This window comes from Archangium lipolyticum (assembly GCF_024623785.1).
Classification (GTDB): domain Bacteria; phylum Myxococcota; class Myxococcia; order Myxococcales; family Myxococcaceae; genus Archangium; species Archangium lipolyticum.
On record NZ_JANKBZ010000002.1, the window covers coordinates 487,351 to 506,773 of the forward strand.

General features: G+C 69.6%; 17 protein-coding genes. 8 read left to right on the forward strand and 9 right to left on the reverse strand.

The genetic code is table 11. The features are described from left to right. The first annotated feature begins 30 nt into the window (after positions 1–30). Positions 31–522 carry an ATP-binding protein gene (locus NR810_RS05670; protein ID WP_257448711.1) on the forward strand — a complete coding sequence of 164 codons (492 nt, stop codon included), beginning with the start codon at positions 31–33 and terminating at the stop codon, positions 520–522. After that, complete coding sequence (locus NR810_RS05675; protein ID WP_257448713.1) at positions 488–1,267, forward strand: tRNA(His) guanylyltransferase Thg1 family protein; 780 nt, start codon at positions 488–490, stop codon at positions 1,265–1,267. The genes NR810_RS05670 and NR810_RS05675 overlap by 35 nt, the downstream gene beginning before the upstream one ends. Before the next feature lie 6 nt (positions 1,268–1,273). On the opposite strand, the gene NR810_RS05680 is transcribed toward NR810_RS05675, so the two are convergent. Beyond that, positions 1,274–2,170, reverse strand: coding sequence for a transglutaminase-like domain-containing protein (locus tag NR810_RS05680; RefSeq protein WP_257448715.1), 897 nt, complete (start codon positions 2,168–2,170; stop codon positions 1,274–1,276). Between the two features lie 4 nt (positions 2,171–2,174). After that, positions 2,175–2,717, reverse strand: coding sequence for a DUF350 domain-containing protein (locus NR810_RS05685; protein ID WP_257448717.1), 543 nt, complete (start codon positions 2,715–2,717; stop codon positions 2,175–2,177). A 78-nt stretch (positions 2,718–2,795) separates the two neighbouring features. On the opposite strand from NR810_RS05685, the gene NR810_RS05690 reads away from it, so the two are divergent. Then, positions 2,796–3,749, forward strand: coding sequence for a TIGR04222 domain-containing membrane protein (locus NR810_RS05690; protein ID WP_306817892.1), 954 nt, complete (start codon positions 2,796–2,798; stop codon positions 3,747–3,749). Further along, positions 3,746–4,582: a DUF692 domain-containing protein gene (locus NR810_RS05695; protein ID WP_257448719.1), complete on the forward strand. Its 837-nt coding sequence runs from the start codon at positions 3,746–3,748 to the stop codon at positions 4,580–4,582. The genes NR810_RS05690 and NR810_RS05695 overlap by 4 nt, the downstream gene beginning before the upstream one ends. Positions 4,583–4,587: 5 nt before the next feature. Here NR810_RS05695 and NR810_RS05700 read toward each other — a convergent pair whose 3' ends face one another. Beyond that, positions 4,588–6,150 carry an AsmA family protein gene (locus tag NR810_RS05700; protein WP_257448721.1) on the reverse strand — a complete coding sequence of 521 codons (1,563 nt, stop codon included), beginning with the start codon at positions 6,148–6,150 and terminating at the stop codon, positions 4,588–4,590. Between the two features lie 14 nt (positions 6,151–6,164). Beyond that, positions 6,165–6,491: a CBS domain-containing protein gene (locus NR810_RS05705; protein WP_257448724.1), complete on the reverse strand. Its 327-nt coding sequence runs from the start codon at positions 6,489–6,491 to the stop codon at positions 6,165–6,167. A gap of 219 nt (positions 6,492–6,710) precedes the next feature. On the opposite strand from NR810_RS05705, the gene NR810_RS05710 reads away from it, so the two are divergent. Continuing rightward, positions 6,711–8,483 (forward strand): CBM96 family carbohydrate-binding protein, encoded by a 1,773-nt coding sequence (locus NR810_RS05710; RefSeq protein ID WP_257448725.1) that lies wholly within the window; start codon positions 6,711–6,713, stop codon positions 8,481–8,483. A 33-nt stretch (positions 8,484–8,516) separates the two neighbouring features. On the opposite strand, the gene NR810_RS05715 is transcribed toward NR810_RS05710, so the two are convergent. Next, on the reverse strand, positions 8,517–9,875 hold the full coding sequence (locus NR810_RS05715) for an ArnT family glycosyltransferase (RefSeq protein WP_257448727.1): 1,359 nt from the start codon (positions 9,873–9,875) through the stop codon (positions 8,517–8,519). Positions 9,876–10,000: 125 nt separating this feature from the next. Here NR810_RS05715 and NR810_RS52025 point away from each other — a divergent pair, with 125 nt between their 5' ends. Continuing rightward, positions 10,001–12,091 (forward strand): thioredoxin domain-containing protein, encoded by a 2,091-nt coding sequence (locus tag NR810_RS52025; RefSeq protein ID WP_306817893.1) that lies wholly within the window; start codon positions 10,001–10,003, stop codon positions 12,089–12,091. On the opposite strand, the gene NR810_RS05725 is transcribed toward NR810_RS52025, so the two are convergent. From NR810_RS05725 to NR810_RS05740, 4 genes are all read right to left on the reverse strand, one after another. After that, entirely contained in the window at positions 12,088–13,362 is a 1,275-nt protein-coding gene (locus NR810_RS05725; protein WP_257448737.1) for a hypothetical protein, read from the reverse strand. The two genes, NR810_RS52025 and NR810_RS05725, sit on opposite strands and share 4 nt — an antisense overlap. A gap of 87 nt (positions 13,363–13,449) precedes the next feature. Continuing rightward, entirely contained in the window at positions 13,450–14,970 is a 1,521-nt protein-coding gene (locus NR810_RS05730; RefSeq protein WP_257448739.1) for a transglutaminase-like domain-containing protein, read from the reverse strand. Positions 14,971–15,008: 38 nt separating this feature from the next. Beyond that, on the reverse strand, positions 15,009–15,428 hold the full coding sequence (locus NR810_RS05735) for a GNAT family N-acetyltransferase (protein WP_257448741.1): 420 nt from the start codon (positions 15,426–15,428) through the stop codon (positions 15,009–15,011). After that, positions 15,346–16,470 carry a D-alanine--D-alanine ligase family protein gene (locus NR810_RS05740; protein ID WP_257448742.1) on the reverse strand — a complete coding sequence of 375 codons (1,125 nt, stop codon included), beginning with the start codon at positions 16,468–16,470 and terminating at the stop codon, positions 15,346–15,348. The genes NR810_RS05735 and NR810_RS05740 overlap by 83 nt, the downstream gene beginning before the upstream one ends. Before the next feature lie 111 nt (positions 16,471–16,581). Here NR810_RS05740 and NR810_RS05745 point away from each other — a divergent pair, with 111 nt between their 5' ends. Both NR810_RS05745 and NR810_RS05750 read left to right on the forward strand, forming a co-directional pair. After that, positions 16,582–17,871 carry an HD domain-containing protein gene (locus NR810_RS05745; RefSeq protein ID WP_257448744.1) on the forward strand — a complete coding sequence of 430 codons (1,290 nt, stop codon included), beginning with the start codon at positions 16,582–16,584 and terminating at the stop codon, positions 17,869–17,871. Continuing rightward, entirely contained in the window at positions 17,868–19,382 is a 1,515-nt protein-coding gene (locus tag NR810_RS05750; protein ID WP_257448746.1) for an MBL fold metallo-hydrolase, read from the forward strand. The genes NR810_RS05745 and NR810_RS05750 overlap by 4 nt, the downstream gene beginning before the upstream one ends. The last annotated feature ends 41 nt before the right edge of the window (positions 19,383–19,423 follow it).

The following is a 19,423-nucleotide window of genomic DNA, read 5'->3' on the forward strand; positions in this document are numbered from 1 at the left end:
GGCGTGCACACCGTCAGACGGAGACACGCCATGGAACTCGTCCTGTTCATCGGCCTGCAGGGCTCGGGCAAGAGCAGCTTCTTCCGGGAGCGCTTCGCGGCCACGCACGTGCACGTGAGCAAGGACCTGTGGCCCAACGCGCGCAGGCGCGAGGCCCGGCAGCGCAGGCTCATCGCGCAGGCGCTGGCGGAGGGGCGCCCGGTGGTGGTGGACAACACGAACCCGCTCGTCGAGGAGCGGGAGCCGCTCATCGCGATCGCCCGGGAGCGCGGGGCGCGGGTGGTGGGCTACGTCTTCGAGTCGGACCTGAAGGCGTGCCTGGAGCGCAACGCGGGGCGCGTGGGGCGGTCGAGGGTGCCGGAGAAGGCGCTCCACATCACGTGGCGGAAGTTGAAGTGGCCTTCGTACACCGAGGGGTTCGATGCGTTGTTCCACGTGCGGCTGGCCCCCGAGGGTGGCTTCCACGTGAGGGAATGGAGGGAGGGAGATGAATCCAAACCAGTTCGAAGCCCGGATGCGTGAGGGCGAGTTCTTCCACTCGCTGCGGCTGCTGCGCGGGGCGTGGTGCGTGCTGCGGGTGGACGGGCGGGGCTTCTCGCGCTTCACGGAGGCGCGTTACGAGAAGCCCTTCGATGCCACGCTGCACCAGCAGATGGTGCGCACGGCCTCGGCGCTGCTGGAGGAGCTGCAGGGCATCTACGCGTACACGGAGAGCGATGAGATTTCGGTCCTCTTCCGGCCGGAGTGGTCGCTCTTCGATCGCGAGGTGGAGAAGCTGGTGTCCATCTCGGCGGGAGTGGCGAGCGCCACCTTCACGCACGCGGCGGGAGTGCCGGCCGTGTTCGACAGCCGGGTGTGGATGGGGGCCAGCGAGAACGCGGTGGTGGACTACTTCCGCTGGAGACAGGCGGACGCGGCCCGCTGCGCGCTGCACGGCTGGTGCTACTGGACGCTGCGCAAGGAAGGCCAGAGCGTGGCGAGCGCCTCGCGGGAGCTGCACGGCAAGTCGGTGGGCTTCAAGAACGAGCTGCTCTTCCAGAGAGGAATCAACTTCAACGAGCTGCCCCTCTGGCAGCGGCGGGGCACGGGCATCTCCTGGGAGGAGTACGAGAAGGAGGGAGAGGATCCGCGCACGGGCCGGAAGGTGAGCACGCTGCGCCGCCGGCTGCGAGTGGACGAGTCCCTGCCGATGAAGGAGGAGTACGACGCCTACATCCGCGAGCGCATGAGCGCGACTCCCTCTCCCTCTGGGAGAGGGCCGGGGTGAGGGTCTTCACCCCGTCTCATCGGACAGCTCTGGAGGGGGCAGGACCTTCCAGAGGTGCGGCTTGTCGTGCTGGGGGGGAATCATGCCGAGGGGCCAGCCCTCGGTGGTGAGCTCGGCATAGCGGTACACGCGGCTCCCCAGACGGAAGGGGGGGCCGCGCACGGGCAGGGCAATACCCACGGCGGCGTGCGAGAGCGGATCCGAATAAAGGATGGCCGCGTCGATGCCGGCCTGGCGCAGCAGCATCACGGCGAGCACGGCCTTGGAGTCGCAGTCGCCGCGGTCCTCCGAGGGGACGAGCGCGGGCGGGAGGATGCCGAAGGGCTGGTCGGCGGGCTCCTCGTAGTGGATGTGCTGCACGAAGGTGACGATGAGCTCGGCGGCCTCGATGGGGTCGAGGTTGCGCTCGCGGATGTGCTGGACGAAGCGGGTGCCCAGCACGCGCACGGGCTCGGCGTTGCTGCGCATCAGCTCGTTGTAGATGCAGCGCATGTCCTCCTGGCACCCGGGGGGCGCGTGGTAGGTGAAGCGGTTGGGCCCGAGCGCGCGGAAGCGCATCTTGTGGCCGTACGCATGGTGCTCGTCTGAGAGGGAGTCCGCGAGGGACTCGCCCAGGCCATAGACGAGCCGGTGCTGGGAGGGGACGAGCGGAGCGGCCCGCCACTCATGGGTGCGTCCCTGGCTCAGGGGCGTGGAGGGGGGGATGAGGGCCACGCCGAGATGGACGCCATCGGCGCTGGAGAGGTCGAGCGGGGGCTCCGGTTCCTGGGGGGAAGCGAGTGCGTGCACGTCCCGCGAGACGAACCAGCGCAGCCCCAGGAGGGCGAAGCAGCTCGTGGTGACGAGGAGGACGAGGAAGAGCGCGAGGAGCCTCTTCCCCGGTCTGGATGGCGGAGTGTGCAAGGCGTCAGGCGGGGGCGCGGAACGTGGCGGGAGGGAGCTCGGGGAAGGGGATGAGGCCGTTGAGGGTGGCCTGGAGGCCCGGGGCGGTGAGCAGGGCGAACACGATGAGGATGGCGGCCAGCACGAGCGCGAGGGCCACGTTGCCGCGGCGCACCTCGGCGAGCTCGTCCACGCCGGGGGTCATCTTGTCGAAGAGGATCATGCCGAGCGCGAGCACGCCGGTGCTCACGAGCAGGGACACGCCCACGTGCATGAGGGCGAAGAAGGAGAGCCGCGCCAGGGCCAGGGGTTGGAGGGGGAAGCCGCGGAAGGTGAGGTCCACGGCGTCGAAGGTGGCGTTCACGGCGTTCTGTACCAGCAGGCCGAGAGCGAGCAGGCTGGCGGCGTGGACGATACCGGCGGCGACGTTGCCCTTCTCCAGGTCGGCCGTGGGGTCCGTGCCAATCAGGCGGTTGAGGCCGCGGAACGCGAGCCAGATGCCGAGTGCGGCGACCAGCCCACCGAAGACCACCTTGGACAGCCCGACGGCGACGAGGAGCAGGTTCATGGATGGACGGGCAGTGTAGGAGAAAGCCTGGGAGCCGAGTGGGTGTAACATACGCCCAGACGCAGCCGGAGGGATGCCTTGAATCCGTTGGACTGGAGTGGGACGCAGTTCCTGCTGGCCTACGTGCCCTACCTCGTGGGCATGTGGATCGCCGCGAAGCTGTGGCAGCGCTCGTTGAACCAGCCCTCGTCGGAGCCGGGCAGCACCGAGCTGAGGCTCGACCCCTATCTGGTGGCGGTGCTGGATCATCGCAGGGCGGCCGTCAACGCGGCGCTGGCCGCGCTCGTGCACGCGGGGGCGTTGCGCTTCGAGGAGGGCGAGCTGAAGGTGGAGGGCCCGCCACCGGCGAGCGCATCACCCTTCGAGCGCGCCGTCCACGCCGCGGTGTCGGGGAAGGTGGAGAGCGTGGGAGACATCGAGGAGGCCGTGGATGAACAGCTCGACTCGATGGAAGAATCCCTCTCCCGCCGTGGCTTCCTGATGGAGCACGAGCAGGCCGTCCAGTACAGGCGCTACCCCATGGCCCTCTTCTTCGGCGCGGGCCTGGGCCTGGGCCTGCTGAAGATGTTCGTCGGGATCGTCCGGGACCGGCCGGTGGCCTTCCTCGTGCTGCTGCTCGCGTTCGGAGCGGTGCTCGGATTCATGACCCTGTGGTCGGTCCCCCGCCGCACCCGGCGCGGAGACAGTGCGTTGAAGCTGCTCCGGTTGCAGAACTCGGCGCTGAGCATGACGTCGGCCACCGAGAGCGCGTGGCAGACGCTGAGTGCCTCGAACGTCGCCATGGGGGTGGCCCTCTTCGGCACGGGAATGCTGATGACGGCGGGGATGGGGGGCCTGCACAGCTACCTGATGCCTCCGGCCGGCGGTGGAGGGGGCGGCGACGACGGCACGGACATCACCGGCGGCAGCAGTGACTTCGCCGACAGTGGTGGCAGCGACTCTTCTGGAGACAGCGGCAGCAGTTGTGGTGGGGGTGGTGACAGCGGCGGCGGTGGGGGTTGTGGCGGTTGTGGTGGAGGTGGTGGGGATTGAAGTGGCCGACGGGCGTGGGGCTGGGCTGGCGCAGACAGCTCGCGCACTACATCGACGAAGCGGAAGGGCTGGGCTTCGTGGAGGTGCTGGCCGAGCACCTGAGCCCCACGGGACCGCTCCCGGTGCCGCTGGTCCGCCTGCGGGAGCGGGGCGTGCCGGTGGTGCTGCATGCGGTGTCCCTGGGGCTGGGGAGCGCGGAGCCTCCGGAGCAGCGGAGGTTGGACTGGCTGGCGCGGATGGCCGAGCGGGTGGGCGCGGTGTGCGTGAGCGAGCACCTGTGCTTCGTACGCGCGGGAGGCCGGGAGTCGGGCCACCTGCTGCCGCTGCCGCGCAACGAGCGGATGCTGGAGGTGCTGGCGGAGAACGTGCGCCAGGCCGAGGCGGCGCTGCCGGTGCCCCTGGCGCTGGAGAACGTGGCGAGCCTCTTCGATTGGCCGGAGCCGGCCCTGTCCGAGGCGCAATGGCTGGTGGGCGTGCTGGAGCGCACGGGGGCGCGGCTGCTGCTGGACGTGGCCAACCTGCACGCCAATGCCCTCAACCTCGGGACGGATGCGGCGGCGGTGCTGGCGGCGGTGCCTCGCGGGCGGCTGGCGTACGTGCACGTGGCCGGGGGTGTGAAGCGCGGTGGCCTGTACCACGACACCCACGCGCACGCGGTGCCCGAGGGGCCCCTGGCCTTGTTGGAAGCGCTCGTGGCGCGCGTGGGGCCCGTGCCGACGCTGCTCGAGCGGGATGACCGTTTCCCTCCGCCAGCGGAGCTGACCGCCGAGCTGGAGGGCATCCGGGCGGCACTGGCGCGCGGGAGGGCGAGCTGGGAGGCGCGGGCGGCCTGAGCGTCTCACTCCACGGGTTCGCCCGTGCGTTGCTCGTACCAGCGCTGGGGTTCCAGTACCTGCAGATGAGAGCCCTCGGGTGTCACCTCCACACCCAGGGGCACCGTTCCCACCTTCACCAGCAACACGGCCCGGGTGGAGCCCTGGGCGCTGTCCGCCTGCCCATGCAGCTCGAGGCCTTCGCCCCGGGCCCGCAGCTTCGTCACCTTCGCGCCCTTCTCTCCCAGTGCCACGTTGCCGGAGACCTTCAAATCCCTGGCGGTGAGCAGGGGGGACAACACCTGGGGCAGGCTGCCCTGGTCGGTGAGCAGGGCGATGAAAGGGGCGGCGTTGGAGAAGCTGCCGCTGAAGCGTCCCTTGATGCGAGGAGACGCCAGGGAGAGGGTGGCCTCCGGGAAGGCGAGGGTGCCATTCCAATCGAGTTCTTGCTCCTTCCCGGTCCGGACGGAGACGTCACGCAGCACCAGGCGGGTGCCATCCAGCTCCATCCGCATGTCCGGTGGTTCCTGGCCCAGGCGCGTCGTCTTCGACATCAGCACGATCCGCGCCTCGGACATCTCCAGGAGCCGTCCCTTTCTTCCCTCCAACCGCACGGGTGCCAGGGTGAGGCGGAGCCCGAACCGGTCTGGCGCGTCTCCGGACTCGCGCACGCCTCCCTCCAGCCGCCAGGGAGCTCGCAGGCGCAGGGTGCCGGCGGGGAAGGTGATGCTCTCTCCAGAGCCCTTCAGCCGGGTGCCCGGTGCGAGCTGTCCATCCTTGATGCGGACATCCACCTCCACCCGTCCCGCGCCACCTTCCAGCCCGGCTTCGGCGAGCCGGGGCATCAGCCGCCGCATCGCGCCGAACGAGGGAAGGGTGGCGGAGAGCTGGAGCCGCCCATCCGTCAGGCCGGAGAGGAGATCCAACTGCCCCCGGGCGCCCTGGCGATGCGCCTCGAGGGTGAATCCGCCCGTGCCTTCCTCCACGTGCGCCACCGCCTCTGCCTGGACGGTGAGCTCGCCCCGTCCGAGCTTCAGCCTCACGTCACGAATGGAGATGCGCTGTTCCGGCTCCAGCTCCATCCCGCCGGTGACTTCCGTGATGCCGGTGAGCCGGACCGCATCCACCTCCAGGGCATGAACGTCGTGGACGGTCACCCCGTGCAGCCTCAGCCCCCAGGGACGGCCCTTCAGCGCCATGTCCCCCGCGTGGGGTTCGCCGGGGTGGATTCGAACGCGCAGGCCCTGGACGTCGAGCGACTCGGTCTCGAATCGCTGCCTGAATAGAGCCAGGAGGGACAGGTTGACCTCCGCCCTGTCGATGTCGAGCCCCCAGTGACCGCCCCCCGGCTCCTGCCGCCGCAGCGTCAGCTCACGGACGTGGACGGTTCCGGGAACCACGCTCCAGCCGTGGCTCCAGCCCACCTGCATGCGATCGAGCAACGGGTTGAGCACCCGGGCCAGCAGTCCGGTGGCCAGCAGCACGTTGACGACAGCATGCAGCAGGAGGAACGCCCCGAGCCCCCACGAGAGCGCGCGGCGCCAGCGTGTCCGGGCTCGGGATGAGGCGGGAGCAGTGGGGGTCCTCATGCGATGCGCGAGCCTCAGTGCAGCCAGCGGTTGGGCGTGCCAGGGAAGGCCATGAGCGGCGCGAGCTCCACCACCTGGACACGACTGTCCGCTGGGGAACCTTCCTGAAGGACTGAAAGGATTTCCGCCATGCTGGCCAGCGGAGCGACGGTCCACATCCGCCGCAGCTGCTCGTCGGTGATCTCGCCCAGCAGCTCGCCGCGCACCTCATCCACCACGGGCAGTTGACGCACCCCGTACTGCTGCATCACTCGGAGCGCGGCCACCACCGTGTCCTGTGCGAACAGCATGACCGCCCCCACGACCCGCGCCTCCACCTCGTCCTGCCCTCGCCCGTCCACGCCCCGACCTCCAACCGTGTGACTCCCGCTACCTGCTACCTAGCAATCCCCCTGCCATGGCTCGCACGGCTCGCGGGTCGACCCAGGAAAGCTGGAAAACGCAGTAAACGCGAATTACAAGGAGGCACATCCTCATCAACGAAAGGGAGCACGACCGTGGGCAATCGTCGATGTGAGGCAATGCCATGGGGGAGAGGCCGGCAGCTGACAGTCGCGGCAATGGCCGCCACGCTCATCGCATGCGGGGTGGAGGCGGGCGGGCCGGAGGAACCCCCGGGAGCGGCGCGGCAGTCGCTCACGACCCTGAATCCGTCGGAGGACTCCTACGCCCATGAGAGCAATGCCTCGTCCAACTACGGCTCGAGCACGTCGCTGTACGTCAAGAACGACGTGGGCGTGAGCCGTCATGCCTATCTGAAGTTCAATCTGAGCGGCGTCTCCGGCGTGACGAGCGCCAGATTGAGGGTGTACGGCAGTGCGTCGTCGACCACGACGCTGACGGCCTCCCAGACGACGGACACCTGGACGGAGTCGACCCTCACCTGGGCCAACAAGCCGGCCGTGGGCAGCCTGGTGGGGAGTGTGCCGATCAACACCACCGCGATGTATTACGAGATCGACGTGACGTCCTACGTGAGCGCCCAGGCGGGCGGAGACGGCACCGTCTCGTTCGTGCTGCAGGAGACCGTGGGGAAGTACACCACGCTGAACAGCAGCGAGAATGCCTCGAACCCTCCGCGGTTGGAGATCACCGCCGACGGTGGCGGAGGTGGTGACACCCAGGCTCCCTCGGTGCCCACGAATCTCAAGGCCTCCGTGGTGTCCAGCAGCCAGCTCGACTTGAGCTGGAGCGCCTCGACGGACAACGTGGGGGTGACGGGCTATGACCTCTATCGCAACGGCGCGTTCCTCAAGAACGTCAGTGGCACCTCGACGAGCGATACGGGACTGGCGGCCTCGACGACCTACAGCTACTCCGTGAAGGCCCGGGACGCCGCGGGCAATGTCTCCGCTGGCAGCAACACGGTCAGCGCGACCACCTCGAGCGGTGGCTCGACCTCCTGCGCGAATGCGCTGACGACGACCACCGCCATCCAGAACGCGATGAAGAGCGCGGCTCCGGGCGCCATCATCCTCATCGCTCCGGGGACCTATACCGGGAACCGTGGCACCAGCGGCGATCCCGGCGGTCAGGGATTGTTCTACTCGGGCCAGAGCGGCACGTCCTCCAGCCCGATCGTCCTGAAGAGCTGCGATCCGGCGAATCCCGCCACCCTTCGCGGTACCGCGGTCAACGATGGCTCCTACGGCATCCATCTGACCGGAGACTTCTGGCAGATCCGCGACCTCATCATCACCAACGCGCAGAAGGGGGTGATGATCGACAACGGCAACCGCAACGTGCTGAGCAACCTCGAGGTCCACCTCATCGGCGATGAGGGCGTGCACTTCCGCGACGGCAGCTCCTACAACACCCTGGAGCATTCGAGGATCCACGACACCGGCAGGTATCAGGCGGGCTACGGCGAAGGCGCCTATGTCGGCTCCGATGCCAGCTCGGCGTATGAGCACGTCGTCATCGGCAACGTCATCCGATACACGAACTTCGATGGAGGCATCACGGCGGAGCACATCGACATCAAGGAAGGCGCGGACGGCACCGTCGTGGAGCACTGCACCTTCAACGGTACGGGTATCTCCGGAGCCAACAGCGCCGACAGCTTCGTGGACGTGAAGGGGGTCAACACCGTCGTCCGGTACAACCAGGGCTTCCGGAACGGGAATGCCTCGGTCGTGGATGCCTTCCAGGTCCGCACGCACGGCACGGGTTACGCGACGGGCGTGAACAACGGCTTCCACGACAACACCGTGGACCTGGATGGTTCAGCGGGCTACGTGGTGTACGCCACGAGCGCGACCCAGGGCACGACCGCGCGCAATGACGTCCGGATCGGCGGCGGGAACCTCTACAACGTCAATGTGAACAGGTGAGAGAGGGGGGCCGGCAACCCCGGCCCTCGCCTCTCAGGGCTTCGCGTCGCGCAACCACCAGATGGAGTAGGTGTGCATGCGCCGCCCGCGGAAGTCGGCGGGCAGCTCCACCGGGCCCTCCACCGAGGAGAAGCGCGCGGTCAGCTCCTCGGGAGGTGTCTCTCCATTGGAGACCCAGAGCGCATCACGTCCCGGGGCCACCTCGGGCTCCGGCCAGAGGTCGTACTGGCTGCGGCGGGCCTGGCCCGCGGTGTCCGTGGTGAGCCCGGAGTAGTAGGCCACCTCGGAGGCGAGCTGGTAGCTGGGCGCGTACGCCACCGCCACCTCGTCGCGCGTGAGCCCGGGGAAGAGCCGCGAGGGCTCGCCGAGCCCGGTCAGCTCCGCCCAGCCGTGGGTGCGCATCAGGATGACGTCCCGCTCGAAGCTCAGCACGGGGAAGAGGATGTGCGAGGTCACCGCGAGCACCACGGCCACGTTGGCCAGCGCCGCGGCGCGGAACCACCCGGGGCGCATGCCGGCGATTCCCACGCACGCGGAGAGGTAGGCCGCCGCGGGCCAGTTGGCCTCGCCCCGGGTGCGGATCGCCGCGTAGCCGAACAGGAGGAGTGGCACGGCCGCCGCCGCCCGGAGGAGGAATTGCTCCCTGGGTCCACGCAGGACGTACACCGCCGTGAGCGGGAACAGCACCGCGCCCCCGAGCGCGAGCTGGCCCGCGAGGAACTCGCCGAAGGTGGGCCACCCGCCCGTGCCTTCGAGGCCGTGCTTGAGCTGGAAGGCGAAGCCCACCCAGTCGTGCCGGGCGTTCCACAGCACCACGGGCAGGAAGAGGAGCACGCCGAGGAGCGCGGTGAGCCACGCTCCGGCCGGCAGGCGGCGCGCGCGCACGCAGGCGACGACGAAGGCCGCGGCGAGCAGCACCCCCGGGTACTTGGACAGCAGCGCCAGTCCACAGGCCAGCCCCGCGAGCACCCACCGCTCGCGGTACAGGGCCCAGAGCGCCAGCACCCAGCAGAGCAGCAGGGGCGTGTCCGGGGTGGCCCACACGCCGGCGAGGATGCCCGCGGGCACGACGCTCCACAGGGCCGCCGCGCGCCAGGCCGCCGCGCGCTGGCCGTACACGTCCCGGGCGAAGCCCCACACGGCCGCCACGGTGCCCGCCCCGCACAGCAGCGCCGTGAGCCGCACCCCGAGCACCGCGATGAGCCAGGCCACCAGGGGCGGGTGGTCGTAGTAGCCCCCGGCGAGGTTCCGGGCCCATTGCCAGTAGTAGGCCTCGTCGAAGTAGGTGTCCGTGCCGAGCGCGAGCACGAGCCGCACCCCGAGGCTCACCGCCAGCAGCACGAAGCTGAGCGTCAGGGGGGAGGGGGCTCGGGTGGGGAGGGGCTCGGCCACGACCCTGGACAAAGCGCAACCGGGAGCGTTTGCCCAGTCCCTTTTGGAACACGGACCTCCAGAGGAGCTTGCCCGCGCGGCGGGTGCCTCTTATCTCGTTGGGCCCCCTGCCTCAGGAGCGTCCCATGGCCCAGATTCCGCCGTCCGGTGCGAACAACCGCCTCGCGCGAGAGCCCTCGCCGTACCTGCGCCAGCACGCCTCGAATCCGGTGGACTGGTACCCCTGGGGGGAGGAGGCCTTCGCGCGGGCCCGGGCGGAGAACAAGCCGCTGCTCCTCTCCGTGGGCTACTCCGCCTGCCACTGGTGCCATGTGATGGCGCACGAGTCCTTCGAGAATCCGGACATCGCCCGGTTGATGAACGAGTGGTTCATCAACGTGAAGGTGGACCGCGAGGAGCGGCCGGACGTGGATCAGATCTACCAGGGCGTGGTGCAGCTGATGGGGCAGGGGGGCGGGTGGCCGCTGACGGTGTTCCTCACGCCGGACCTGCTGCCCTTCTACGGGGGCACGTACTTCCCGCCGGATGACAGGTACGGGCGGCCGGGCTTCCCCAAGGTATTGCAGGCGCTGCACGAGGCCTGGGTGACGAAGCGGGAGGAGGTGCTGCGTCAGTCGGAGGAGTTCCGCGAGGGGCTGGGTGAGCTGGCGGGCTACGGCCTGGACGCGGTGCCGGCGGCGCTGGCGCCCGAGGACCTCGTGGCGATGGGCGGGTCCCTGCTGAAGCGGGTGGACGGGGTGAACGGGGGCTTTGGCGGAGCGCCCAAGTTCCCCAACCCGATGAACGTGGCGTTGCTGCTGCGGGCCTGGCGGCGCGACAGCGGGAACGAAGCGCTGAAGAAGGCGGCGCTGCTGACGCTGGAGCGGATGGCGCTGGGCGGCATCCATGACCAGCTCGGGGGAGGCTTCCACCGGTACTCGGTGGACGAGCGGTGGACGGTGCCGCACTTCGAGAAGATGCTGTACGACAACGCGCAGCTGCTGCACCTGTACACCGAGGCGTTCCAGGTGGAGCCCCGGCCGCTGTGGCGCAAGGTGGTGGAGGAGACAGCGGAGTACGTGCGGCGCGAGATGACGGACGCGCGCGGTGGCTTCTACGCCACGCAGGACGCGGACAGCGAGGGCGAGGAGGGGAAGTTCTTCGTCTGGAAGCCCGCGGAGGTGCGCGAGGTGCTGGCGCCGGAGCTGGCGGAGCTCGCGCTGCGCCACTTCCGCATCACCCCCGCGGGCAACTTCGAGCACGGCGCGACGGTGCTGGAGGCGGTGGTGCCGGTGGAGACGCTGGCCAAGGAGCTCCAGCTCTCCGTGGAGGAGGCGGAGCGCCGGCTGGGCGAGGCCCGGCGGCGGCTCTTCGAGGCCCGGGAGCAGCGGGTGAAGCCGGGCAGGGACGACAAGATCCTCGCGGGGTGGAACGGGCTGATGATCCGGGGCCTGGCCTTCGCGGGGCGCGTCTTCGACCGGGCGGACTGGGTGGAGCTGGCGCGGCGATCGGCGGACTTCCTGCTGTCGGAGCTGTGGGATGGACAGCGGTTGCTGCGCTCGTACCAGGAGGGACAAGCGCGCATCCCGGGCTTCCTCGAGGACTACGGTGACCTGGCCTCGGGGCTCACGGCGCTGTACCAGGCCACCTTCGAGCCGAGATACCTGGAGGCGGCGGAGGCACTGGTGAAGGCGGCGGAAGCGCTCTTCTGGGATGGGGAGAAGGGGGCGTACCTGACGGCGCCGAAGTCACAGCAGGACCTGGTGGTGGCGACCTACGCGACGTTCGACAACGCCTTCCCCTCGGGGGCCTCCACGCTGACGGAGGCGCAGGTGGCGCTGGCGGCGCTCACGGGCAACAAGCAGTACCTGGACCTGCCGGAGCGCTACGTGTCGCGGATGAGGGACCAGCTGCGGCAGAACCCCATGGGCTACGGGCACCTGGGCCTGGCCGCGGATGCGCTGATCGAAGGGGCGCCGAGCCTCACCCTGGCTGGAGCCCGGGAGACGGTGGCCTCCCTGCTCTCCGCGACGCGGGTCACCTACGCGCCCACGGTGGCGCTGGCCTGGAAGGAGCCGGAGGCACTCGTGCCCCCGTCGATGCGGGAGACCTTCGAGGGCCGAGGGCCGGTAGGCGGCCGCGGCGCCGCCTACCTGTGCCGCCACTTCGCCTGCGAGCCGCCCATCACGGAGGCGGGCGTGCTCGCGAGGAAGCTGGCCCTGGTGCCCGGGTCCTAGAAGAGCTTGAGGACGTTGGGCTGGGTGGCGGTGGTGCCCGGCGTGCTGAGGCGCTGGTTCTTCAGCGTCAGCGTGTTCTCGACGCCATAGGCCGTGGCCGCCGGGCAGGCACCCAGGGCGCCGATGTAGCGCGCCTGGCGGGCATCGGCGGTGGCGCGCGGGCGCAACACGATGCCATTGAGGCTGACGGTGGTGCCGCGGTCATCCGCGTCGAAGGTGGTCGCCGTCCTGAAGCCGATCGACACCGTGAGCCCGTCGCCCGAGACATCCACGGTCACCTGCTCAGACACCGCGTTGGTGGCGTCGTCCGTGACGAGCGTGCCGGCGGGGGTCTTGTCGTTGTCCGTGTCCGGGGCGGACGCGGTGGCCGTCTGGCAGTTGGCCGTGCCCGGGACGACCTCCACTGGCCGGTTGAAGGTGATGATGAGCTTGCCGTTGGCGCCCACCAGCACGTTCGGGTCATCGATGTTGGAGCGCACCGCGTAGAGCGTGGGGTCCGTCGTGCCGCTGGCCGACAGGGCGATCATCTGCTCGCCCTGGCTCACGCCCGCCACGATGTCGGCCTGGCCCGCCAGCGTCCGTCCATCCAGCGGCTGGCTCAGCACCGCCTCGCAGTGGTAGGTAGCGCCGTTGACCAGCTGCGCGCCCGGGATGACCGCCACGCCATCGTCACCCGTGGTGGCGCTGAGGGTGGTGGTGCTGGTGTTCTTCGGCGTGAGGAACTCGCCCGACACCTGCAGCGAGTTGTTCGTCACCGCGATGTACTGGCAGAGGACCTGGGTCTTCGCGACCGGCTGGTTGCCGTAGCTCACGTTGAACCGGTAATCCACCGAGAAGCCCTTGGGGAACAGCCGGATGTTGGCCACCCGCTGCGAGTGCTCGATGTCCGAATCGAGCTCCTCGTACGTGTACTCACCGACGAACCGCTCGTAGTTCGGCGCCTGCGCGAAGATCGGGATGGTCATCCCCTCGGGGATGTTCTCGATCTGGAAGCACCCGTCCGCCTCGATGGCGTTCTTCTCGGTCAGATCGCCGCTGCCGCACGGCTTCGCGCGCCGGAACTCGCCGTCGATGACCGCGTACACCTGGCTCTGGCTGTCCTTGTCGTCGTCGACGTTCTGCTTGTCGCCATCGGCCTTGAAGAAGTTCAGCCGCTGCCCGCTCTGCCCATCCACCACGAAACCGACGAGCCGGCCATGGTTGGTCTCCCGATCACAGCCCGCGAGGGCGAGCAGCGAGACCACCAGGAACTTCTGAGTCAACTTGTTCATGGAACCCCCGTTACTGATGCCGCAAAGGCGGGGGTTGCTTAGTCGACTTCCGGACACATTGCCAAGGGGGGCTCCCCTGGCGGGGTCCTACTTGACCTCGACGACCTTGAGCTGGCCGATGAGGGGCGTGATTTCCGCGTTTCCCTCCAGGCCCACGCCGAAGTGGGTGGCATCCGCCACCACCTGGTTGAAGGTGGGATCCATCTGGGTCCACTCGCCCACGAAGGCCTCCACCCACTCGTGCCAGTAGAGCGCGGGCACGCCGTCCTGGTTCACCATGTAGATGACGCCATCCACGCGCCGTGCGGGGATGCCGGAGGCGCGCAGCAGCGACACCGTCAGCAGCGAGTGCTCCGTGCAGTCACCCTTGCGCTGGCGCAGCACGTCCGTGGCCCGGTCCGCGCTCGCCCCGTAGTCCTTCTGCAGCGTGGCCGCCACCCAGGTGACGATCTTCTTCGCCGCCGTGTAGGCGTCCTTCTCGCCCCCCACGAGCTGCTCGGCCTGCTCGCGGATCCGCGGGTTGTCGCTCTCGACGATGATGGAGGTCTCGAGGTTCTTGCCCCCCTCGGGGTCCGCGAGTGGCCGCGGCTTGAGGTTCTTCGGCTCGGGCGCGCGCGCGGACAGTGTCACCTGCACGCTCCCGTCCGGCCGCGCCTGGTACTTCTGCCGGTAGGTGTCCCGCTGGAACTTCTCCGGCAGGTCCTTCATCACCAGCGTCACCTGGCCGGGGATGTTGTGCGCCTCGGGCGGCAGCGCCCTGGGCAGCACCACGCGCGTGAGGCCGAACACCTCCACCGTGTCCAGCCGCTTCGCCACCTCCTCCGGCTCGGCACGGGCCTTCATCGTCTGCCCGTAGTCCAGCTCCAGCGTCCGTCCGTCCTCGGCCACGTACGCCGTGACGGGCACCTTCTCCTTCTCCGAGACGCTGACGGCCTTGCCCACCTTCACCTTCACCCCGCTCACGAGCCGCTCCTCGGTGGGGTGCACCGTGGTGCTCAGCTTGTACGTGCCGAGGTCCGTCCCATCCATCATGCTGCCGTCCACGTTCGCCTGGCGCAGGATGGCCACGCGCACCTGGTCGGCGTCCTCCACCACCTCCGTGGTGGGCGGCAGGTTCACCGTCTCGTCCGCCAGTCCCGGCCGCTTGCGCACCACGCTCACCCCCGAGGGCGAGGCGGTCCCCACCAGCGTCTGCGTGCCGCCGTCTCCGCGCTGCTCGATGGTGAAGGCCACCAGCCGACCCCGGGGCCCGGCCTCGTAGATGCGCTCCTCCCGGTGGACGCGCTCGGACACCCGCGTGCCCACGTTGGCCTTGAAGTGCAGCTCCTGGATGCTGCGCACCCGGTCCGCACGGCCCGGGATGGGGGCCAGGTCGCTGAAGACGTAGCCCACCTTCTTGTCCACCAGGTACAGCCCCATGTACTCGCCGCCCTGGGGCCGGCGCGCCTTGAGCACGTCGGAGACGGTGGCCGGGGCCTGCGGGGCCTGCTGTTGCGCCTGGGGCCTGGGGGCCTCGGGCGCGGGGTGCTGCTGCTTGCACTGCACGAGCGCCAGGCTCAGCAGCGCGGCGCTCAGCGGGAGGAGGGCGGGTCTTCTGGACAGTCGCATCGCTCAGGGCGCTCCGGCGCGGGGCCTGGAGCCTCTTTCTAGAGTCGCTTGGTGAGCATGATCAGGTCGTCGCCGACCTTGTAGAAGTCGCGGATGCGCGCCTCCTCGTTGTACTTCATCGAGGCGTAGAAGCCGCGGGTGGGTCCGTAGGCCTCGGTGGCGCTCGTCTCCACGCGGATGAGCCGGGCCTGCTGGCGGCGCAGGTCTCCCTCCATGCCGGAGATGAGCGAGGCGCCCACGCCCTGGCCGCGCACCGTCGGGTCCGAGGCGATCCAGTACAGGTCGTACGTCCCCTCGGTCATCGGCGTGGGGCCGTAGCACACGTACCCCACCAGCTTCCCGTCCCGGTCCGCGACGAGGATCTTGTAGTCGGGGTTATTCGGCTGAAGCGCGAGATCGACGAGCTCGATTGCGACCGTTACTTCTTCCGGCGAGAACGTTTCGATTCGCTGGATCAAGGAAGCGAGCTGCTCCCGGTCCTTTCCTTCGAGTGGTCGGATGTCCATGGGCTCTCTCCAGGGCGATCTCCACCAGCCTCGTGGCCAGGGCGGGGTAGTCGATGCCGGCCGCGCGCGCGGCCTTGGCGAATCCCGCGTCCGGGTGGAGGTCGCAGTTGGGGTTGATGTCGATGACGTACGGCACGCCCTCCGGTGACACCCGGAGGTCCACCCGCCCGTAGTCCTGGCACTCGAGGGCGGCGAAGGCCTCCACCGCCGTCTTCACCAGGCGGGCCTCCAGCACGGGGTCCTCCAGCTGGCACGGTGCCGAGGGGCTGTCCTTGTACTCCGGCGAGTTGGACTCCCACTTCGCCGCGTAGGTGACGATGTTGGGCCGGTCCTCGAAGTGCTTGCCGAAGCGGATCTCCGTGAGCGGCAGCGCCCGGCGCGGGTTGTTGCCCAGCAGCGGTACGTAGATTTCGCGCCCGGGGATGAACTGCTCCACGAGGGCGGGCTGTTGGAAGGTGCGCAGCACCGCCTCCACCGCGCGGCCCAGGGCGGCCCGGTCATGCACCACCGAGTCGCCGGAGATGCCCATGCTGGCGTCCTCGCGCGCGGGCTTGACGATGAGGGGGAAGGGCAGGTCCACCAGGCCCACGTCCTCGAGCCGGTCCACGCGCGCGAAGCCCGGGGTGGACACCCCGCGCACCTTGAGCAGCTCCTTGGCCTTGTCCTTGTGCAGCGCCAGGCCCAGCGACAGGGCCGGGGAGCCGGTGTAGGGCAGACCGAGCATGTCCAGCAGACAGGGGATGACCATCTCGCCCCGGCTGTCCGCGGCCACGGACTCGCAGAGGTTGATGACCAGGTCGGGCTGCATCCGGGCGAGCAGGTCCACGAAGTCCAGCCGGGAGCCCTCGACGGCGAGCGGCTCGGCGTGGGTGTCGCCCCGGGTGAGCGCCTCGGACAGGGCGGTGGCCACGCGCGTTACGTCTTCTCGCGCCTCCCGACCCGGGTCGTCCTCCAACAGCTCATGGTCTCGGTTGTACAGGATGGCGATATGCATGCGTGGCGCTGGGTACTGGCAGGGTTAGCACGTCCCCCAGGGGGATGACAGTTCACAGATGGGCCGATTGGCTGGCCGCCGAGCAGTTCCCGGAAGTATGAGAGGAGAACCATGCGGATTCGCGACCCCATCCACGGCACCATCGATGTGAGTGACGAGGAGAAGGCCGTCATCGACAGCCGGTACTACCAACGACTGCGTCATGTCAGACAGTTGGGGTTCGGTGACCTGGCATTCCCGGGAGCCACCCATACCCGGCACGCCCACTCGCTCGGCGCCATGAGTGTGGCCTCCCGGGTATTCCACGCCGTGACGGCCCGCTCCGAGCTTCCCCCGGACGTGAGGAACCGCTTCGCCGCCGCGGTGCGTCTGGCCGTCCTCTGTCATGACCTGGGGCACATGCCCCTGTCCCACGCCTCCGAGCGTATCGCGCCCCCTCGCGCCTCGTTGCGGCTGCCCTCCTGGCTGGACACCGTGGCGGAGGGCGAGCAGGCCACGCACGAGGACTTCACCGCCAAGCTCCTGCTCGACAGCTCGCTCACCCCCATCATCGAGCAGCACTACGGGCCCCAGGGCATCACCCCCATGGCCGCGGTGGGGCTCATCACCGGCGCGCGGCCTCCGCAGGACCCGGGCTTCTCCCACGCCGGGGTGGACTGGACGCCGCTGCTGCGCGCCATCGTCTCCGGCGAGCTCGACGCGGACCGCATGGACTACCTGGTGCGCGACTCCTTCTATACGGGAGTCAACTATGGCCGGTACGACATGGATTGGATCATCTCCAATCTCAACCCGGCGATGAAGGACGGGCGCGCCTACCTGTCGCTGAGCCGGGCGGCGGCCTTCGCCTTCGAGGACTTCCTCCTCAGCCGCTACCACATGTTCATCTCGGTCTACTACCACCACACCTCGGTGAACTTCGACTACATGCTGCGGCGCTACTACGAGGAGGCGCCCGGCGAGTTCGAGATTCCCTCCGACCCCGAGGCCTTCCTCGGCTGCGACGACGTGGCGCTCTGGTACACGCTGCGGCGCTCGAAGAACCGGTGGGCCCAACGCATCTCCACGCGCCAGGGCTTCAAGCTGCTGGCGCAGTTCACCGAGCGGGATGTCGGCTACGACCTGGACGTGCTGCGCAGCGCGCTCGTGACAGGGGGCTTCGAGCACTTCACGGTGGAGTCGCGCGGGGTGTTGTCCAAGTACTTCTCGGAGGGCTCGGGTCCGAGCCTCTTCATCGTCGACAGGTCCACCGGCCGGCTGACGGAGGTGGCGCGCTACACGCCGCTCTACCAGCGCTACAGCGGGGCGGTGCGGCTGTCGCGCCTGTACGTGCGGCCGGATCAGATCGAGGACGCGCGCAACATGATGGCCCGGTTGCTGGGCCAGACGGTGCAATCATGAGTGAAGCGTTTCCCGGAATGCCTCCACCGCCTCCCGTCGCGGCGACGAGGCCCGCGTCGGTGGTGGTGCTGTACCGCGGGGGGCCCGGAGGCGTGGAGGTCTTCTGGGTGAAGCGCGAGAAGGCGCTCGCCTTCGCTGGTGGCTTCTACGCCTTCCCCGGCGGCAAGGTGGACAAGGCGGACGCGGAGGTGCCGGTGCGCGGGGCCTCGGGGCAGGAGGCGGCGCTCCGGGTGGCGGCGGCGCGCGAGCTCCTCGAGGAGACCGGGGTGCTGGTGGCCGAAGGCGCCGAGCGTCTGGCGCCGGACGAGGTGCGGGAGCTGCGCCGCGCGTTGTTGGAGAAGCGGGCCACGTGGCCGGAGCTGCTAGAGCGGCACGGCCTCACGCTGCGGGCGGAGGACTTCCCGGACGCGGGGCGGTGGGTGACGCCGGAGTTCGCGCCCGTCCGCTTCGACACCTTCTTCTACCTGGTGGAGGCACCGGCGCATGCCCGGGCGGAGTGGCTGCCCGGAGAGCTGTCGGAGGCGGCGTGGGTGAAGCCGTCCGAGGCGCTCGCGCGCTGGGAGCAGGGGACGGCGCTGCTGCACCCGCCCGCCCTGCACGTGTTGCGGGTGATGGCGGACTTCGACTCGCCGGAGCGGGCCCTGGCGCGTCTGCGTGAGCAGCCCCACTGCCCGGACTTCATCGCGCAGCGCATCGAGTTCCACCAGGGCGTGCGGGTGTTCCCGCTGCGGACGGCCACGCTGCCGCCGGCCACGCACACCAACGCGTACGTGCTGGGCAATGGCGAGCTGCTCATCGTCGACCCCGGGGCGGACGACGAGGCGGAGGTGGCGCGGCTGCTGGCGATGGTGGAGGGGCTGGTGGCGGACGGGTGCCGGGTCCAGGCCGTGCTGCTGACGCACCACCACGGGGACCACATTGGTGGCGTACGCGTGGTGAAGGAGCGCCTGGGCGTGCCGCTGTGGTGCCACGCGCGCACGGCGGACCGGCTGGACGTGCCAACGGAGCGGCTGTTGGAGGAGGGCGAGGTGCTGGAGCTGGCGGGGACTCCGCCGCAGCGCTGGCGGGTGCTGCACACGCCGGGGCACGCGCGAGGCCACCTGTGCCTCGTGGACGAGCGCACGCACGCGGCGGTGGTGGGCGACATGGTGGCCAGCGTGGGCACCATCGTCATCGATCCTCCCGAGGGCGACATGGGCGAGTACCTGAGGCAGCTCGCCCGGCTGCGGGACTGGCCGGTGACGACGCTGCACCCCTCGCACGGGTCGGCGATTCCGGATGGGCCGGGGAAGCTTCAGGAGTACCTGGACCACCGGGCGGCGCGTGAGGCGCGCATCGTGGAGGCGGTGACGGCGGAGGGCGCGACGCTCGCGGACGTCGTGGAGCGCGCGTACGCGGAGACGCCGCCGTTCCTGCACCCGGTGGCCGAGCGCAGCGCACTGGCGGTCCTGCTGAAGCTGGAGCAGGAGGGCCGGCTGCGGGAGGACTCCGGCCGCTACTTCCGGAGGTGAACAGGGGAGGCCTGCGGAAAGAAGGTGCCCGCCCGGGCGGT

Excerpts from the sequence above, each read along its gene's own strand:
- NR810_RS05685 (WP_257448717.1), bottom strand. The coding sequence starts at position 2,717 with ATGAACCTGCTCCTCGTCGCCGTCGGGCTGTCCAAGGTGGTCTTCGGT.
- NR810_RS05700 (WP_257448721.1), bottom strand. The coding sequence starts at position 6,150 with ATGAGGACCCCCACTGCTCCCGCCTCATCCCGAGCCCGGACACGCTGG.
- NR810_RS52025 (WP_306817893.1), top strand. The coding sequence starts at position 10,001 with ATGGCCCAGATTCCGCCGTCCGGTGCGAACAACCGCCTCGCGCGAGAG.
- NR810_RS05725 (WP_257448737.1), bottom strand. The coding sequence starts at position 13,362 with ATGAACAAGTTGACTCAGAAGTTCCTGGTGGTCTCGCTGCTCGCCCTC.
- NR810_RS05730 (WP_257448739.1), bottom strand. The coding sequence starts at position 14,970 with ATGCGACTGTCCAGAAGACCCGCCCTCCTCCCGCTGAGCGCCGCGCTG.
- NR810_RS05750 (WP_257448746.1), top strand. The coding sequence starts at position 17,868 with ATGAGTGAAGCGTTTCCCGGAATGCCTCCACCGCCTCCCGTCGCGGCG.
- NR810_RS05675 (WP_257448713.1), top strand. The coding sequence starts at position 488 with ATGAATCCAAACCAGTTCGAAGCCCGGATGCGTGAGGGCGAGTTCTTC.
- NR810_RS05740 (WP_257448742.1), bottom strand. The coding sequence starts at position 16,470 with ATGCATATCGCCATCCTGTACAACCGAGACCATGAGCTGTTGGAGGAC.
- NR810_RS05745 (WP_257448744.1), top strand. The coding sequence starts at position 16,582 with ATGCGGATTCGCGACCCCATCCACGGCACCATCGATGTGAGTGACGAG.
- NR810_RS05710 (WP_257448725.1), top strand. The coding sequence starts at position 6,711 with ATGGCCGCCACGCTCATCGCATGCGGGGTGGAGGCGGGCGGGCCGGAG.
- NR810_RS05670 (WP_257448711.1), top strand. The coding sequence starts at position 31 with ATGGAACTCGTCCTGTTCATCGGCCTGCAGGGCTCGGGCAAGAGCAGC.